This window comes from Candidatus Agathobaculum pullicola, from assembly GCF_052117205.1.
In the GTDB taxonomy this organism is placed as follows: Bacteria; Bacillota; Clostridia; order Oscillospirales; family Butyricicoccaceae; genus Agathobaculum; species Agathobaculum pullicola.
In genome coordinates this window covers 1-16980 of sequence record NZ_JBQKJP010000053.1, presented here as the reverse complement: position 1 = coordinate 16980, position 16980 = coordinate 1, and the positions used below count along the sequence as shown (strand labels likewise).

Sequence of the window (16980 nt, the reverse complement as noted above, 5' to 3'; positions counted from 1 at the left end):
ATATGGCCCCCTCTCGTCAAGTTAAGTGTAGCAACTCAACTTTAACCGATGAGGCCTTATCCTTCATCCCTTTTTTATTCAACTGTCCAAGATGTATTGTACTCCTACAAAGTTGGGACGCAATGATGATTGCTCACCTCTTGCAACGCGTTATATCTTGTGATAAACTATATTAGTTAAAATGTGCGTTGGAGGAACGGCATGGTGCATCAGCATGTGTTTGTGATAAATGGCAGCGGCGGGGTCGGAAAAGATACGATTTGTGAAATGGCAGCTGCTTTTTGGAAGGTGAAAAACATATCCTCCATTACTCCAATTCTTCAAGTAGCACATTCAGCAGGATGGGATGGGGTTAAGACACCGAAAGCAAGGCGTTTTTTATCCCAACTCAAGGAAATTTGTACAGAATTTAACGATCTGCCATTCCGGTATTGTATGGAGCAGTATCGGGATTTCGTGCAAAGTGATGCAGAAATCCTATTTGTCCATATTCGGGAGCCGGAAGCAATTGTTCGCTTTCGAGAAGCGGTCAGTGGGGACTGCAAGACTGTTTTGGTGCAAAGACCAGCACTGGAGCAGGCCCGTGGCACTCTGGGAAATCGTTCGGATGATGATGTCGCCAATTATACATATGATGGCATCTTCGTCAATGACGGTGCATTGGAGGAATTGCCGGAAAAGGTGTATTCTTTTTTCAAATGCCTTATGCAATCATAATTGGTTGCCTAAAAGGTCTGATAATGGATAGAATCGGTTCTTTGTGCAAGATTTCCACACATACAATTTAGGATAGAGAAAGGAAAGGAATACTGTTATGAGCGAAGAAAATAAGCAAAAGTCTCAGCCGGGCTCAAAGGGCGGTGCGCATGTTGCCAAAGCAGGCAGCAATATAGCATCATCCGAGGTAGAGAGCAAGGTGGAAGGAGAAAACCTAACTGTACCAAAACGCAATAAATATGCTGATAAGATGAACAAAAAAAAGAGTCGTTTCAGTAAGGGTGTGCGTATTGGTATAGGTATAGCGGTAGTTGTTCTGCTGCTTGCTGCCGGCATTTTTCTGGTATGGAAAACCCGCAATACAGGTAAAGAAATGCAAGCGGAAACAACAGCTGAGGCCACTCGAGGCATGCTGGAAACTTATATTGAAGGCAGCGGCGTTACAGCGGCTAAAAAGCGTGAGGAGCTCGGTCGTGATCTGAAAGGCAGGGTAACCGAGGTTCTGGTTGAAGTGGGCGATGAGGTCAAGAAGGGTGATAAGCTGATCGTGGTTAATCCAACGGAAACCCGTCAGGAATTGGAAACCGCACAGAACGAATTGGCAGAAGCCCAACGTTCAGTTACGGCTGCTCAGGCTGAGGTGACACAGGCCCAGAATACATTAAACACAGCGCAGAAGAAACTGGGTAAACTGAATGTTACTGCGCCGTTTACCGGTAAGATTATTCCAGTGTCGGATTCCGAAGGGAATACAACAACCTACCGTGTGGGACAGCAGATTAGTGAAGGCGAAGTCATCGGCCATATGGTAGATGACAGCAAAATGACCCTTTCACTGTACTTTAGCTCCTCGTATATAAATGATATTCAAAGTGGGCAGTCTGCTACTGTCTCTATTCCTTCTGCAATGAGCGAAGTGCCCGGAACAGTTTCTTCGGTAGAAAAGTCTGAAAAAATTTCCGCAGATGGCGTAAAGATGTTTCGCGTTGTGATTTCCATGCAGAATCCGGGAACCTTGACCAAAGGAATGGTGGCTACGGCAACGATTTCAGCCGGCAGTGCGGGAGAAGTCTATCCGGCTGAGTCTGGTACACTGGAATATAGTAGGGAAGAAGCAGTCACCGCGCAGGTCGGCGGAGAGATCAGTGTAGTGAACGGCATTGATTATTACAGCTATAGCAGTGGCGCCACCATTATGCGCTTGACAAGTGATTCGGCGCAGGATGAGGTAAAGAATGCGCAAAATGGCGTCACCACAGCAAAAAATGGTGTGACTACAGCACAGAAACTGGTTCAGGACAAGCAGGATCGTATTACAGAGCTGAAAAAGCTGATTGACAATGCAACAATTGAATCTCCTATTGACGGTGTTGTGGTCAGTGTCAATGCGGTAGCGGACCAAGACGTAAGCGGGGCAGATGCGTTGATCGTAGTGGCGGATCTCAAAGATATTGTTGTCAACGCTGATATTCTGTCAACGGATGTGGGTGCTGTGCAGCCTGGTCAGTCGGCTACGATGAGCATGTATACTTATGATGATTCTCAGTTGACGTTGACCGGTATAGTGGATTCTGTCGCATTGGAACCAAACCAGGACAGCAGCGGCGGTGGACAGGGCAGTATGCCGACTTTCCGTGCCGTTATTGCAATTGATCCCATTGAGGGGCAATCTATTTACAGTGGTATGATGGTGGATTTCAAAATCACAACGGCATCATCCATGGATTGTCTCATGGTACCGTCGCGCGCTATTGTGAACACGGAAAGTGGATCTGCGGTCTTTGCCAAGCCTCTTACCGATGAGAACGGAAAAGAAATTCCGTTTAGCGAAACCCTGCCGATCCCGGAGGGAACAGAAGGGATACCGGAAGGTTTTGTGCTGGTACCGGTGGAGGTAGGCATTGCGGATTCTACCAATACAGAGATTCTTTGGGGTATTGACGAAGGGACAACGGTATTCCTTGCAGGGCCGCAGGACATGTATGCCAGTATGGACATGGAGTCTGGCGGCGTCGGCATCGCCGTTGGATAAGGAGGGCGCTATGTTTTTGAAAAAAGCGCCTCACTTGGATGCTGCAAAACAAGAAACCGAAGCAACCGAGCTGTTGATCGATGTCCGCCAGATGAGCAAAATTTATAATGAGGGCCGGGAAAATGAAGTCCGCGCCTTGGATAATATTTCGTTAGAGGTAAAATGGGGAGAATTTCTCTGTATTTTAGGACAGTCAGGCTCAGGAAAATCTACTCTAATGAATATTCTCGGGTGTTTGGATATTCCAACTTATGGTACATATTTTCTCAATGGTCAGGCGGTCAGTGACATGAAACCATCCGTGCTTTCCGGTATTCGAAACAGAGAGATTGGCTTTATTTTTCAGGGTTTCAATTTGATTCCTGCGCTTACTGCTTTAGAAAACGTTGAGTTGCCGCTGATTTATCGCGGTATGGGTCGGGAAGAGCGCCGACAATTGGCTACTGATGCGTTGATTTCGGTTGGTCTGGAAAAGCGAATGGATCATCGGCCGGGAGAAATGTCTGGCGGTCAGCAACAGCGTGTTGCTATCGCACGTGCGGTTGCAGCTAATCCCCCTATTATCATGGCTGACGAGCCGACAGGTAATCTGGATTCTGCTTCGGGTCTGGAAATCATGCGTCAGCTTTCCACATTAAATGCACAGGGAACATCTATTATCCTGATTACACATGATAATCATTTGGCACAAATGGCAAAGCGGATTGTCACAATTCAAGATGGACATATTATTTCTGATGCTCCCTCGGAAGGAGGATTGGATGTATGAATTGGCTGCAAACCGTTCGAATGGCATTTAAATCTATCATGAATAACAAGGTTCGTTCCATCCTGACCATGCTTGGTATCATTATCGGTGTGGCTTCGGTTATTGCGATTGTAGCCTATATCCAAGGCGGTACCAAACTGCAGCGTTTGCAATATGAAGCGATGGGTGTGAACCGCATTGATGTCTATGGCTACGGAGCTAAAAGCCGGGATTGGCAGGAGTTTGAGGAGTATTTAGATACAGAACTTGCAGATAAGGTGGTTGCCTGGTCGCCGCAAAGCCAATATTATGATTGGCAGAGTGATGGCATCCAATATCGTCGCCAAAAACTAACCAATGAAAATGGCATGACCTATATGTATTTTGGCAATCAGGATTATGGCGAGGTCACGAGTCGCAATATTGCCATCGGGCGTGACCTTTCTAAAGATGATTGCGACAGCAGAGCGCGCGTATGTGTCATTGGCGAGACGCTGCAAAAGTACTTTTTTGGTGCAATGAGTCCGCTGGGGCAAAAACTGAGAGTTGGCGGCAAAAGCTTTGAAGTGGTGGGTGTCTATGCCGGCAAGTATGAAGGGAAACTCAACACCGAAGATCAGTTGATTGTTTTTCCTTATACACTGCAGAGCAGCATGATGAGCATGAGCGGTATGTCGGATAAGCAATATGTCATTAAGGCGGCGAGCAAGAATGATATCTCAGAACTGACGGATACATTGTTGCCTGGTTTTATGCAGAGTCGTTGCGAATCTAACGGAGGATATTTTAGTTCATATTCCAACAGCCAGTGGCAGGAGCAGTCTGAGGCTTCAGCGAATATGTTTGCACTGCTTGGTGGCGGCATTGCCGGTATCTCTCTACTGGTAGGCGGTATTGGCATTATGAATATCATGCTGGTTTCTGTGACGGAACGCACGCGGGAAATTGGCATTCGTATGGCAATTGGCGCACGAAAGCGCGATATTATTGGTCAATTTTTGGTAGAAGCTGCAGTTGTATCATGCTTTGGTGGCATTATTGGCATTGTGTTGGGATGCTTTTTGTCCGCCATATTGGGTAATCTGTTATTGGTGCAGCAGATGTCAAGAAGTTATATGCCAACTATAGAGCAGTTCACGGTCTTACCGTCGCTGGGACTAATCCTTGGTGCGTTTTTGTTTTCTGCACTGATAGGTATTGTTTTCGGGCTTTATCCTGCCAATAAGGCTTCTAATTTGCAGCCAGTTGATGCGCTGCGTACGCAATAAAGCGAGGTGAGCGAACATGAAAAGAAAAATTATAAGTATTCTTCTTGTTGTTATATTTGTTTTTTCTCCCGTCTCTGCTGCCTTTTCCGATATCTCTGACAGCAAATTGGCACAGACGGCTTCGGTATTGGATGCTCTTGGGATCATGCAAGGCGTGGGGAGTAATCGCTTTGATCCAAATAGTTCGCTGACACGTGCCCAGTTTTGCAAGCTGGCAGTTACGGCATTGGGCTTTTCGGATGTCAGCGCATATGGAAGTTACACAATTTTCCCAGATGTAAAAAATACACATTGGGCAGCGCAGTATATCAATGCTGCAGTTCGACATCCGGATTTGAAAGCTCAGGCCATTATTCGTGGCTATGCAGATGGCACATTCGGACCGGATAAGGTTGTAAATTACGGAGAAGTATGCACAATGCTGCTCCGCATGCTGGGATACACAGAAAAAGATATTGGTCCGTTCTGGCCTGCCGATTACATTGCACGTGCTAAATCACTCGGACTTACCAAGGATGTGCCGTTATCTGATGCTAAGGATACGGTAACGCGTGCGGATGCGGCCATTATGCTGCTTAACACCTTGGGTGCGTCGATGAAGGGAAGCGAAGGCGGTCTTTTGCTGGAGCGAGTGGCTTCTGCAACGATCAAAGACAGTATTTTGCTGGAGACAAGCGCTACAGATAGTTCATTGGCAGAAAACGAAGCTGTTTTTTATGAAGGCGGGGCAGTCATTGAAACGCCGAGAAAAACCGCAGGCACATTGGATAACAGCCTGATTGGTGTATACGGCACGATTGTTATCAGCAAAGAGGGCGAGAAGGCTGCTGTAGGAATCATTCCCAACAACAATCGAGTAGAAACCTATACGGTAACTGATGTGGCTGCTGATAGTATCCAAACCGAGCTGCAAACCTTGCGTCCCGATCGGGATACTAATGTGTATGTGTCCAGAGAAGGCAGAAAATTAGGGACATTTGCAGAAATGTGGTCTACTATTCAAGCAGGAGACACTTTGCATTACTATTATAACGAGTACGGTGCTCTGGCTTTGATAGCGGTTCTGCCTCATGTATCTTCTTCGGGCGGCGACTCCTTTGTATATGGGGTTTCTACCTCTATTAACATTCCAAATGAATATAAAATTGTCAAGAATGGTACGGTGGTAGACCGCACTAAGTTGAAAAAATATGATGTGGTTACGCTGGATGCGGCGAACAAGCAAGCGCTTGTCTCGGATGTAAAGCTCAGCGGTCAATATCAAAATGGTTCGCCTACATTCAGCTATCCCCAAATGGTCACTATGTATGGTAAGAATTATTCGATTTCGGATCGTGCGGCTGCGTCCTTTGCCAATATCAAGCTGAAGGACATCGTCACGCTGCTGTTTGATGCAGATGGAAATATTGCAGCCGCTTATCCGAGAAGTGCAATAAGCGCAGATATGCAGGGTATTGTGACCGATGTGAAGGATGGTGCTACAGCCACTGTTGCGTTGTTTAATGGGCTTACATTGCAGGATATAACTGTAGACACTGATGAGTTAAGCAGCATGCTGGGGCGTGTTGTTGTGGTTGGGCAATCCACTGATGGGAAGGTATCTCTAAGTAAGAGTACTCTAACGAATAAGGTGTCCGGTACATGGTCCGTTGCAGATGGAAAATTGGGTGACCGTACGGTGTCTCCCAAAGTGAAAGTATATGAGGAAGTACTTACCGGCGCCCCGCTAAACGCGATTAAGACCACGGATATCGCATCATCGACAGTTTCTTCCGGGCAAATTCGTTATACAGTTACGGATAGTGCTGGGACTGTGACAAATATTATTCTTGGCGATGTTACGGGCGAAAGTTGGATGTACGGTATTGCCTATGGTGAAAATCGTGTAAATGATGAATCGGAAATACATTTTGTGAGACTCAAATATTGGAATGGTTCCAGCAGTGCTGAAGCAGTTTATCGAGTGCTGGCATTGGTGGGAGTGTCAAGTGGTGTTCCGGTTGGCATACCGAAAGGGTACTCTGTCAATGAAAACGTAGTAAATTATTCACTTGCAACGCAGAAGCTGGAATTAATAGACACGGTGGATCTTGCAGCCTTTGATGGTTCATCCGGTGTGAAAACAAAGGATGGATATTGTGAGCTGACGAGCAACATTGGAGTGTATATTTCCTCGCGGAATGAATTTGTGTCTTTGCAAGATGCAAGAGCCAATTATACAACCTTCCGATTGTATGCAAATAAATCTTCTGAAGGAAATGGTAAGATTCGTATGATCTTTGCATCTTAAAACATGTCGAAAAGATGTTGCAGAACAGCATTGTTTGCGGTGTCAAATCGGCGAATAAAAAAGAGGTAGAAAAAAGTCCGGCGTAAGCCGGACTTTTTTATGTCACTTGTGAAAAGCATAAAAGTTATTCCCACTCCACCCTGTGCTGCAGTGGTCCGGAGCCGTGTCCCAGATCAAGACCATACTGAATACAAGCAGTTAGATAACGTTTTGCACGCTTAACGCTCCCGGTCAGTGAAATACCTTGTGCAAGTCCGCAGGCGATGGCGGACGAGAGTGTGCAGCCGGTACCGTGCGTGTTCGGATTGTTGATACGTGTGGCAGGGAGCCAAAGCTTTTGACCGTCCGTGAAGAGAAGGTCATCTGCACAATCTGATAAATGCCCGCCTTTCACGAGTACCGAACCACCTGTTGTTTCTGAAATTTGTTGTGCAGCCTGTTCCATTTGCGCTTTTGTTGAAATATAGGAACCGGAAAGTGCTGCGGCTTCGGCCAAGTTGGGTGTGACAAGTGTGCAAAGCGGGAAAATCTCTTCGATAAGAGCCTTGGCGGCATCCGGACGAAGCAGATCATGTCCGCTGGAGGACATCATAACAGGATCGAGAACAATGTTTTGCGCATGATGTGCACGCAGCCGATCTGCAGTGACATGAATAATTTCCGCATCATACAGCATGCCTAATTTGACTGCATCCGGACGTATATCATTAAATACGCAGTCAATTTGTTTCGCTACCAAAGAAGCGGAAACCGGCTGCATTCCAAAAACTCCGGTCGTATTTTGGGCAATCACGACCGTAATAACACTCATACCGAAGAGGCCGTGCGCTTCTATTGTTTTTAGATCTGCTTGAATTCCTGCGCCGCCGGTCGGGTCGGTCCCGGCAATCGAAAGAACGGTTTTCATGATATGCAATCCTCCAATCCTGCCCCATCAAATGCGGGAATGAAACTTTTACTAATGGATTCTGCGTGCTGGAAAAAACCACCGAGTCCCAAAGAATGAAATAATTCACAAGCATCTGCGTATTCGTTGTCTGTAATCGTTCGGTCGAGCTCCGGCCATTCCTGCATGTCAAATGGCGTATATTGGCGCATCAGACTCACCAATGCGATATCCCCAAAACGGGCGGCAATATCGCGCAGCACCTGTGCGGTGTCGCCGGCAAGGCCCGGCAGCATCAGATGACGGATAATCGTCCCACGTGTCAATAGTCCATCATCATCAAATTGTGGTGTGCCGGTTTGTCGCACCATTTCGGCAATGGCTGCAACAGCAATCTCTCGATAATCTTTCGCACGAGAATAGAGAGAAGCGTAATAGCTGCTGTAATATTTATAGTCTGGTAGATAGATGTCTACATATCCTTCCAGCAAGCGAAGGGTTTCTACACATTCATAGCCGCTGGAATTATATACGACGGGCAGATGCAGTCCGCTGCTACGGGCAAGTGATAATGCTTGAATGATCTGTGGAACATAATGCGCGCCGGTAACGAGATTAATGTTGTGTGCGCCTCTGCGTTCCAGTGACAGGAAGGTTTGTGCAAGTTTTTGAGGGGAGAGGGGCTTTCCAAAGCCATCTCGCCGACTGATATGGCGGTTTTGGCAGAATACACATCCGAGAGAACAGTGTGAAAAGAATACTGTGCCGGAACCGCGTCCACCAGAAATTGGCGGCTCCTCCCATTGGTGCAGGCTGGCACGTGCCGCTTCTATTTGGTCGTTAGCACCGCATAATCCATGTGTGCGTGTGCGGTCCGCACCGCATGCACGTGGGCAAAGCTTGCAGCTCTTTAGCAGACCCGTCACTTTCATCCCTCCGATCAAATTTATTATAGCGTATTTAAGGCTGGAAATAAAGGTAGGATTTGTGATATACTATTTGAAAAGAAATACAGGAGATATGCGTTATGAAGATTTTAGATATTTTGAAGCAGGATAAAGTTACGCTATCGTTTGAAGTATTCCCGCCCAAAACCAGCAGCAGCTATGAATCGGTTGCACGCGCAACGCAGGAAATTGCAGCATTGCGTCCGGATTTTATGAGTGTTACTTATGGCGCCGGCGGCGGCACCAGCGAACATACGGTGCAGATTGCGGCAGATCTTCATAAGCGATATGGAGTGAATGTACTTACTCACCTGACATGTGTCTCCTCTACGCGGCAGCATGTATCTGCTATGCTGGAGAAGTTCAAGCTGCAAGGCATTGAAAACGTGCTTGCACTACGCGGCGATATTCCGGCAGGTGGTGCACCGGAAAATGAGTATCATTACGCGGCAGAGCTGGTGCGTGATATCAAATCGCAAGGAGATTTTTGCGTTGGGGGCGCATGTTATCCTGAAGGACATGTAGAGGCAGCCAATAAAACAGAGGATATTCTGCATTTGAAGGAGAAAGTGGATGCCGGATGCGAATTTCTGACCACGCAAATGTTCTTTGATAATAACATTCTGTATAATTTCCTATATCGCATTCGAGAAAAAGGCATTACCGTGCCGGTTATTGCGGGAATCATGCCAGTAACCAATGTCAAGCAGATTAAACGCATCACATCAATGTCGGGAACCTATCTGCCCGAGCGTTTTAAAGCGATTGTCGATCGCTTTGGCGATAATCCGGATGCGATGAAGCAGGCCGGCGTCATTTATGCGACCGAACAGATTATCGATTTGATTGCAAATGGTGTCAATCACATTCATGTGTATTCAATGAACAAGCCGGAAGTTGCAGCTGGTATTCAGTCCAGTCTGTCGGAGATACTAAAATGATTGAATTTGACCGCAGCGAAGCGCTGAGATATTTGGGATATCGTAATCATGCGCAGCCGGATGAGGCTGTGCAGCAGAGCCTTGACCGATGTGCAGAGGAACTACAGAATGTGGTAGCACCCAAATCGGTTTTTCAGGCGTTTCCGCTGGAGCATCCGGTGGAGGGCACACTCAAATTGGCGGATGTATTCATTCGCAGTAAGAACTTATCACGCACACTCAAAGGCTGTACCAGTGTTTATTTGATGGCGGCAACGCTGGGCATTGGTGTGGATCGGCTGATTTCTCGCGCGAGTGCAGTTCGGATGAGTGATGCGGTAATTTACCAGGCGATTGCGGCAGCTATGATCGAAGCCTATTGCGATGAGGTAAACGACACATTGCGGCAGGAAGCGGAGCGCGTTGGATTGTATTGTCGTCCGCGATTCAGCCCCGGATACGGTGATTTTCAAATTGAGCATCAGCGGGATTTCAGCCGTCTGCTGGATACACCAAGAAAAATTGGCTTAACTGTCACTGAGAGCTGCTTGCTCGCACCCATTAAGTCTGTAACGGCAGTCATAGGCCTGTCTAACTCGCCGCAGCCCTGTCATCGAAAGGGCTGTGAGGAATGCGAAAAAACCGATTGTGCATTTAGGAGATAAAGATGAATATAAAGGAGAAGCTGGGCCGGGAATGGCTGTTTTTCGACGGCGGCACCGGCACGATTTTGCAAGAGCATGGTCTTGCAGCGGGAGAGTTGCCGGAGACTTGGAATCTGACACATCCGGAAGAGATTGTGTCGCTGCACTGTGGCTATCTGGAGGCCGGAAGCGACATTATCAATACCAATACCTTCGGAGCCAATGCGCTGAAATATCCGGATAATTTGCGTGATATTGTAGAGGCGGCCGTTGCGCATGCAAAAAAGGCGCGGGCAATGTCCGGACGGAGCGATGCTTTTATCGCGCTGGACATAGGACCGACTGGCCGTCTGCTGCAACCGATGGGGGATTTACCGTTTGAGCGTGCGGTTGAGCTGTTCGGTGAAGTGGTTCGTATCGGTGCGGCAGCGGGTGCGGATCTGGTTCTGATTGAGACCATGAGCGACAGCTATGAGGCGAAAGCCGCTGTGCTGGCGGCCAAGGAAAATTGCGACCTTCCGGTGTTCGTCACCATGATCTTTGATGAAAAAGGGAAGATGCTGACCGGCGGTACGGTGGACTCGGTGGTGGCAATGCTGGAGGGTCTGCGCGTGGATGCACTGGGCGTCAACTGCGGACTGGGACCGGAACAGATGAAACCAATTGTGCAACGCTTGACGCAGGTTAGCTCGTTGCCGATCATTGTCAATCCGAACGCGGGCTTGCCTCGCAGTGAAAATGGAAAAACTGTTTTTGATATTGATGCACATGGGTTTGCGCAGCTGATGGCAGAGATTGCGGATATGGGGGTACAGGTGATAGGCGGCTGCTGTGGTACAACGCCGGACCATATTCGCCGCATGATCGAAATCTGTAAGGGCAAGCCTATGATGCCGGTTATCCAGAAGCACCGTTCGGTTGTATCCTCCTTTTCACAAGCAGTAGAGATTGGGAAAAAACCGGTGATTATTGGAGAACGCATCAATCCGACGGGTAAGAGTAAATTTAAAGCGGCCTTGCGTGACAATAACATTGAATATATTCTGGCTGAAGGCCTCGCGCAGGAGGACAGCGGCGCACATATTCTGGATGTAAATGTCGGTCTGCCCGAGATTGATGAGCCGGAGATGATGGCATCTGTTGTGTCTCGTCTACAAAGTGTGTTGGCGCTTCCGTTGCAAATTGATACCTCCAATACAGAGGCAATGGAACGCGGCATGCGGTTGTATAATGGTAAACCTATGATTAACTCAGTCAACGGTAAAATGGAGAGCATGCAGGCCGTTTTTCCGCTGATAAAAAAGTACGGTGGCGTGGTTGTCGGACTGACACTGGACGAGAATGGTATTCCGGACACGGCGGAAGGTCGTGTGCAAATCGCCCGAAAAATTTATGAAACGGCGGAAACATACGGTATTTCGCGTGATGATATTGTGATTGATGGGCTTGCGATGACAATTTCGTCAGACAGCAAATCGGCACTTGCTACGCTGGAAACGCTGCGACGGATACGAGATGAGTTGGACGGGCATACCATTTTAGGCGTATCGAATATTTCTTTCGGCTTGCCGCAGCGTGAAATTATCAATGCCAACTTCTTTACGATGGCATTGCAAAACGGGTTATCCTGTGCAATCATCAATCCAAATGCCGATGCCATGATGCGCTCTTATCGTGCATTTCTTGCACTGACCGATCAGGATGTGCAGTGCAGTGAGTATATTGCGGCTTATGGTAACCAGCCGGCAGCGATGCCGCAAAGTACATCGGGCGGTGCTGCAATGACGCTGGGGGAGAGCATTGAGCGTGGCTTAAGTGAGCGCGCCACACAGGCAACTCGTGAGGCGCTTGAGAAAGCTGAACCACTTGAAATTGTCAATACCGAGCTGATACCCGCGCTGGACCGCGTTGGCAAGGGGTTTGAGAAAGGAACAATTTTTCTTCCGCAGTTATTGATGAGCGCGGAGGCTGCCAAAGCGGCATTTGAAGTAGTCAAAGATGCGATGCGTGGCGCACCTCAGCAGACTCGTGGAAAGATCATTCTTGCGACAGTAAAGGGTGATATCCATGATATCGGCAAGAACATTGTGAAGGTGCTGTTGGAAAACTACGGCTATCAGGTGATTGACCTTGGAAAAGATGTCGACCCTGCGTTGATCGTACATACGGCAAAGCAAGAGAACATTCAACTGGTAGGGTTAAGCGCCTTGATGACGACAACTGTTGTCAGCATGGAGCAGACTATTCGGTTGCTTCGTTCAGAGAAGCCGGATACCAAAATTGTAGTTGGCGGTGCGGTGCTAACACAGGAATATGCAGATTCTATTGGGGCGGATTGTTATGCGCGCGATGCGATGGCAACCGTTCACTTTGCTGAACAGGTGTTTGGAGCATAAAAAGCAGGGCTGTGGGAATTCCCATAGCCCTGTTGTATATTTGTTCATGCAGCAGCGGCAAGTTCGCTGAGTGCTTCCTGCTTATTATCGGCGGAAAATAGAAACTCGCCGTTCTCATCATATACCTCAATATGTCCGTTCACATATTCCATCGAGTAGTCCATCGCGATTCTCCTTTCCTTTGATGTATATAGTATATCAAAGGAAGAGTACGATAAAACGGACTTAATCAAGAAGCTGCCTCAATTGCTGCTGAAATTGTTGACGTACATCTTGGGGCTCCATAATTTGCACACCGCCGCCCAAACCAAATACCCATGAGAAAAATTGCGGGCTGACTGCAACTGTCACATTGACTGCAAAATATCCATCCTCTAAGGGCTGTACCATGAGTTCTGAGCCAAAACGGTCGCGCAGAACACCAATAAACCGGTTTTCACATCGCAGGCGCACGATTTTTTCCTCACCGGAGAACATGCCAAAAACCTTGCGGGAGTAATCGGCAGGGTTGAAACGATCATGGAATAGACGTTGCCCTTCGCGCGGCTCATCAGTCAATGCGATATGCTCCATCTTGTCCACACGGTAATGACGGATAGAACCTGATATTGGTTCATAAGCAATCATGTAATAGTTTTCGTCATCCCAAGTTAATGCCCATGGGCTGACCTGATATTGTGCCCCATTATGGCGATAGCGCTTTTGAATCCTCTCATGCGCTCTGAAATTGAGTACCCATTCAAAATATTGAAATGTGATCTGCACACCAGCTGATATTGCAGCATGAAGTGTATCAATATTATAATAAATACTCTCGTTCATTGTCTTGATTCGGTCAGCAATGTAGACCTGACGCTGCAAAACGCGTGCTTGCGGTTCACTGGCAAGGGATTCGATTTTGTGGATCAATTCATCGGATTTTTTCTCCGTAATGAATCGAGAGCACTGGATGGCATCTACCAACAGTTTGAGTTCGGGCAGCTCAAAATCGCGTGAGGCAACATAGTATCCACCACCGGGACCGCGCTGCAATATAATATCCAGTCCAAAATCCTGTAGAGCTGCGATATCTGAGTAGATGCTTTTGCGTTCAGCCTCGATGCCATAATGCGCAAGTGCGCGTAGGATTTCCTCCATGCTAAGTTTGTGCTCCTCATCGGTTTGTTGCAATAAAATTTGATGTAAATAGAGGAGTTTTAATTTTTGGTTTGGATTTTTGGCCATACTACTGCTCCATTTCCGCAAGTGCTTGTTGATACGCAGCTAAAGTAGCGCTATCAAAACATACCATGGTTACACAGGTAATTTCGTTATGCGTTTGCAGATATTCGCGTATGGTGGTTATGGCGATGCGTGCTGCTCGATCCAATGGGAAGTGATAAACGCCGGTACTGATCGAAGGAAACGCAACGGTTTTGCAGCCCAGTATAGAGGCCTGTGTCAGAGAATTGCGGTAGCAGGATGCCAGCAGTAGGTCTTCGTTTGTCTTACCGCCGCGCCAGATTGGACCCGGTGTGTGAATGACATAGTGGCAGGGGAGATGGTATGCTTTGGTTACCTTCGCCTCTCCTGTCGGACAACCACCGAGCATCTGGCACTCTACCAGAAGCTCTGGTCCGGCAGCCCTATGGATTGCACCATCTACACCGCCGCCGCCAAGCAGGGATGTGTTTGCAGCGTTTACAATGGCATCGGTTTGGCATTTCGTGATATCTCCTTGGATGATTTGTAAACGTTCCATTTAAAAACCTTCTTTCAGGGTGGTTTATTGGACTTATTATATATCTTGTGCAGGAAAAATGCAAGTTTGACGGTTTGCGACCAATAGGCTATAATAAATATATACATAATAGTAAGAAAACCAAGGAGGCAGCGCGATGGAAAAACCAATGTCGCAATATGCCGCGGATGCACCTCGCGTGCTCAAGGATTTTTTGACCTATATTTCGACGATTCAAGGGAAGTCCGCCAAAACGGCGCATGAGTATTATTTGGATTTACGGCTATTTTTCCGTGTGCTCAAGCACAATAAAGGGGTTGTAGCGAATGATATGCCGCTCGATCAGATTCCGATTGAAGATATTGATATTGCGTTTCTGGAGCAGGTTACCTTATCGGATGCGTACGATTATCTGGAGTATATGTCTGGTGAACGACCTACACAGCAAAACAGCTCTTTTACCGAGTATGGACTAAGTGGGACGTCCCGGGCACGTAAGGTATCTGCGATTCGCGCATTCTTTCGCTATCTTACAGATAAACGACATGCGCTAGAGCATAATCCGGTCAGCAATTTGGAATCTCCGACAATTCGCAAAACTCTGCCGGTCTATTTAACAACAGATGACAGCGTACGCTTACTGGAATCCGTGCAGGGGGAATATGCTGAACGTGACTTTTGCATTTTGACACTATTTCTTAATTGCGGATTACGGGTTTCCGAATTGGTTGGACTCAATTTGACAGATTTTCAGGGCGACACGGTGCGGGTGTTGGGCAAGGGTAATAAAGAACGTACGGTTTATCTTAATGACGCCTGTAAATTGGCGCTGGAGCGTTACTTACCGAAACGGCTTGCTCCGCGTGAACGAGATAAAAATGCACTGTTTATTAGTAGAAACCGCAATCGCATCAATGTACAAACAGTCAAATGGCTGGTTAAAAAGCATTTGCAAGAGGCAGGGTTAGATACGCAGAAATATTCTGCGCATAAGCTGCGGCACACGGCTGCGACACTGATGTATCAAAACGGTGTGGATATCCGTACCTTGCAAAATATTTTGGGTCATACAAGTGTCAATACCACAATGATTTACACGCATATTGAAGATAACAGTTTGCGGGAAGCAGCTGCCAAAAATCCTTTGGCGACGGTGAAACCACAAGACAGTAAACACTAATGTATCTGATGAAAAAGGCTATACTGTCAGAGATGCCGCGTATTGGTTGGCAGCTCACACTATAAGATGGTTCATAAAGGGTGTCTACCACAGCCCCTTACACTTTTGTTAATCAGTTAAATGCCCCAGACAATTTGTGCGGAACAAGGCTACAAAAGTTAAGGTATTCTGTGGATATAGCATTACAATTGATACCGTTTTGGCAAGGTAAAAGAACGTGTCAAGCTGAGAAATCTTCTCTCCAGACTGGCTTGTATTGTGTTCCCGGAGTTGGAAAAACTGGCATCTTTCGTTCATTTGGTAACTGCTTACGATCTTCTGGAGGAACTGCCAGATGCAAATAAAATTGCTGAGGAGCTCATTTGACATCAACGTCTTTTGCAGGGAGAGTCCAAAGGACGTTATGGGCGCAACATATACATGACGCAACCAGAAATTGCATTGGCTCCAAAATGTCTGCTAAATCTCTGGAAATACAGCATACCATCCGTCTCATCCGAGAATTAGATTCTGTGATTACCGAAATCGAAGCAGGGATTGAGACAAAGATGGGTGAGACGCACTTTTGTATTACAACTATTCCCGTCATTCGCGGTAAACTGCCTCCATTTGTTAGACCGTAGATATACTGACTAACAAGTGGGGGCTTTACTACGCCAAAAAGAGATACCAAACAAACGTTATACAGCAGAATGCAAGAAACAAGTTGTTAAGGCCGTGATACAAGATGGTCTCAGCTATCAGGAAGCTGCCAGGATTTACGAAGTTCAAGGGCATGGCCGTATTCAAAGCTGGGAGCGGATTTACCAGGAAGAAGGGGCAGAATTGAGCGTCGGGGGTGCAGTAGATGCTGTAAACCGAAACAGTTGCCAAGTAAGGTGCAAGAGGATATGCTCGCCGAGGTTCAACGGCTGCGTGCGGAAAACGCTTACCTAAGGCAACACCGCATGATGAGTACAAAAAAGACCGTCCTGCTGGCAAATTGCCATGAGCAGAACGGTTTGATCGCACAATGTCACAGAAGGCGCGCTGACTCAAGCCGTCAGGCAAGGCGTGACAGCCAAGATCAGATTCGCCAAAGCGAACATGATATTCAGTTTTGCGATCTGTTTGAGACTATCTAAGGCAACACCGCACAAAAAAGTAAGCGTGATACAGCCCGACATGATATAATAAAAACATGGATAAACAGATGACAATGTCTGCGCTTAGTGATGAACTGGCGCAGGTAC

General features: G+C 47.1%; 14 protein-coding genes. 10 read left to right on the top strand and 4 right to left on the bottom strand.

Annotation, left to right across the window (positions count from 1 at the left end):
• Positions 1–201: 201 nt before the first annotated feature.
• The 5 genes from ACTQ3V_RS13760 to ACTQ3V_RS13740 all read left to right on the top strand — a co-directional run bounded on the left by ACTQ3V_RS13760 (position 202) and on the right by ACTQ3V_RS13740 (position 7055).
• A complete protein-coding gene (locus ACTQ3V_RS13760; protein WP_441468028.1) occupies positions 202–717 on the top strand; it encodes a hypothetical protein in 516 nt (171 codons plus the stop codon).
• A gap of 97 nt (positions 718–814) precedes the next feature.
• Positions 815–2749 (top strand): efflux RND transporter periplasmic adaptor subunit, encoded by a 1935-nt coding sequence (locus tag ACTQ3V_RS13755; protein WP_441468027.1) that lies wholly within the window; start codon positions 815–817, stop codon positions 2747–2749.
• Between the two features lie 10 nt (positions 2750–2759).
• Entirely contained in the window at positions 2760–3518 is a 759-nt protein-coding gene (locus tag ACTQ3V_RS13750; RefSeq protein ID WP_441468026.1) for an ABC transporter ATP-binding protein, read from the top strand.
• Positions 3515–4765 (top strand): ABC transporter permease, encoded by a 1251-nt coding sequence (locus tag ACTQ3V_RS13745; protein ID WP_441468025.1) that lies wholly within the window; start codon positions 3515–3517, stop codon positions 4763–4765. The genes ACTQ3V_RS13750 and ACTQ3V_RS13745 overlap by 4 nt, the downstream gene beginning before the upstream one ends.
• A gap of 16 nt (positions 4766–4781) precedes the next feature.
• A complete protein-coding gene (locus ACTQ3V_RS13740) occupies positions 4782–7055 on the top strand; it encodes an S-layer homology domain-containing protein (protein ID WP_441468024.1) in 2274 nt (757 codons plus the stop codon).
• Positions 7056–7179: 124 nt separating this feature from the next.
• Here the strand turns inward: ACTQ3V_RS13740 and thiD are convergent, their stop codons facing one another.
• Together thiD and ACTQ3V_RS13730 are read right to left on the bottom strand one after the other, a co-directional pair.
• Positions 7180–7962: a bifunctional hydroxymethylpyrimidine kinase/phosphomethylpyrimidine kinase gene (gene thiD, locus ACTQ3V_RS13735; protein WP_441468023.1), complete on the bottom strand. Its 783-nt coding sequence runs from the start codon at positions 7960–7962 to the stop codon at positions 7180–7182.
• Positions 7959–8873, bottom strand: a complete 915-nt coding sequence (locus tag ACTQ3V_RS13730; protein WP_441468022.1) for a radical SAM protein — start codon at positions 8871–8873, stop codon at positions 7959–7961. The genes thiD and ACTQ3V_RS13730 overlap by 4 nt, the downstream gene beginning before the upstream one ends.
• 95 nt (positions 8874–8968) lie before the next feature.
• On the opposite strand from ACTQ3V_RS13730, the gene metF reads away from it, so the two are divergent.
• From metF to ACTQ3V_RS13715, 3 genes are read left to right on the top strand one after another with little or no spacing between them, the layout of a single operon-like run.
• On the top strand, positions 8969–9829 hold the full coding sequence (gene metF, locus ACTQ3V_RS13725; protein WP_441468021.1) for a methylenetetrahydrofolate reductase [NAD(P)H]: 861 nt from the start codon (positions 8969–8971) through the stop codon (positions 9827–9829).
• Entirely contained in the window at positions 9826–10473 is a 648-nt protein-coding gene (locus tag ACTQ3V_RS13720; protein WP_441468020.1) for a vitamin B12 dependent-methionine synthase activation domain-containing protein, read from the top strand. Before metF ends, ACTQ3V_RS13720 begins: the two co-directional genes overlap by 4 nt.
• Positions 10474–10475: 2 nt before the next feature.
• Entirely contained in the window at positions 10476–12848 is a 2373-nt protein-coding gene (locus ACTQ3V_RS13715) for a homocysteine S-methyltransferase family protein (RefSeq protein ID WP_441468019.1), read from the top strand.
• 225 nt (positions 12849–13073) lie between these two features.
• On the opposite strand, the gene ACTQ3V_RS13710 is transcribed toward ACTQ3V_RS13715, so the two are convergent.
• Entirely contained in the window at positions 13074–14072 is a 999-nt protein-coding gene (locus ACTQ3V_RS13710) for a helix-turn-helix transcriptional regulator (protein WP_441468018.1), read from the bottom strand.
• A gap of 1 nt (position 14073) precedes the next feature.
• The gene (locus ACTQ3V_RS13705) at positions 14074–14589 is read right to left on the bottom strand and encodes an O-acetyl-ADP-ribose deacetylase (RefSeq protein WP_441468017.1); all 516 of its coding nucleotides are present in this window, start codon (positions 14587–14589) and stop codon (positions 14074–14076) included.
• A 136-nt stretch (positions 14590–14725) separates the two neighbouring features.
• Between ACTQ3V_RS13705 and ACTQ3V_RS13700 the strand changes: the two genes are divergently transcribed.
• Together ACTQ3V_RS13700 and ACTQ3V_RS13695 are read left to right on the top strand one after the other, a co-directional pair.
• Positions 14726–15748 (top strand): tyrosine recombinase XerC, encoded by a 1023-nt coding sequence (locus ACTQ3V_RS13700; RefSeq protein WP_441468016.1) that lies wholly within the window; start codon positions 14726–14728, stop codon positions 15746–15748.
• Between the two features lie 639 nt (positions 15749–16387).
• Positions 16388–16684 (top strand): helix-turn-helix domain-containing protein, encoded by a 297-nt coding sequence (locus tag ACTQ3V_RS13695; protein WP_441468015.1) that lies wholly within the window; start codon positions 16388–16390, stop codon positions 16682–16684.
• Positions 16685–16980: the final 296 nt, after the last annotated feature.

Coding starts and splice junctions, on each gene's coding strand:
- ACTQ3V_RS13710 (WP_441468018.1), bottom strand. CDS start 14,072: ATGGCCAAAAATCCAAACCAAAAATTAAAACTCCTCTATTTACATCAA.
- ACTQ3V_RS13720 (WP_441468020.1), top strand. CDS start 9,826: ATGATTGAATTTGACCGCAGCGAAGCGCTGAGATATTTGGGATATCGT.
- ACTQ3V_RS13760 (WP_441468028.1), top strand. CDS start 202: ATGGTGCATCAGCATGTGTTTGTGATAAATGGCAGCGGCGGGGTCGGA.
- ACTQ3V_RS13700 (WP_441468016.1), top strand. CDS start 14,726: ATGGAAAAACCAATGTCGCAATATGCCGCGGATGCACCTCGCGTGCTC.
- ACTQ3V_RS13715 (WP_441468019.1), top strand. CDS start 10,476: ATGAATATAAAGGAGAAGCTGGGCCGGGAATGGCTGTTTTTCGACGGC.
- ACTQ3V_RS13745 (WP_441468025.1), top strand. CDS start 3,515: ATGAATTGGCTGCAAACCGTTCGAATGGCATTTAAATCTATCATGAAT.
- ACTQ3V_RS13750 (WP_441468026.1), top strand. CDS start 2,760: ATGTTTTTGAAAAAAGCGCCTCACTTGGATGCTGCAAAACAAGAAACC.
- ACTQ3V_RS13730 (WP_441468022.1), bottom strand. CDS start 8,873: ATGAAAGTGACGGGTCTGCTAAAGAGCTGCAAGCTTTGCCCACGTGCA.
- thiD (WP_441468023.1), bottom strand. CDS start 7,962: ATGAAAACCGTTCTTTCGATTGCCGGGACCGACCCGACCGGCGGCGCA.
- ACTQ3V_RS13705 (WP_441468017.1), bottom strand. CDS start 14,589: ATGGAACGTTTACAAATCATCCAAGGAGATATCACGAAATGCCAAACC.
- ACTQ3V_RS13740 (WP_441468024.1), top strand. CDS start 4,782: ATGAAAAGAAAAATTATAAGTATTCTTCTTGTTGTTATATTTGTTTTT.
- ACTQ3V_RS13755 (WP_441468027.1), top strand. CDS start 815: ATGAGCGAAGAAAATAAGCAAAAGTCTCAGCCGGGCTCAAAGGGCGGT.
- metF (WP_441468021.1), top strand. CDS start 8,969: ATGAAGATTTTAGATATTTTGAAGCAGGATAAAGTTACGCTATCGTTT.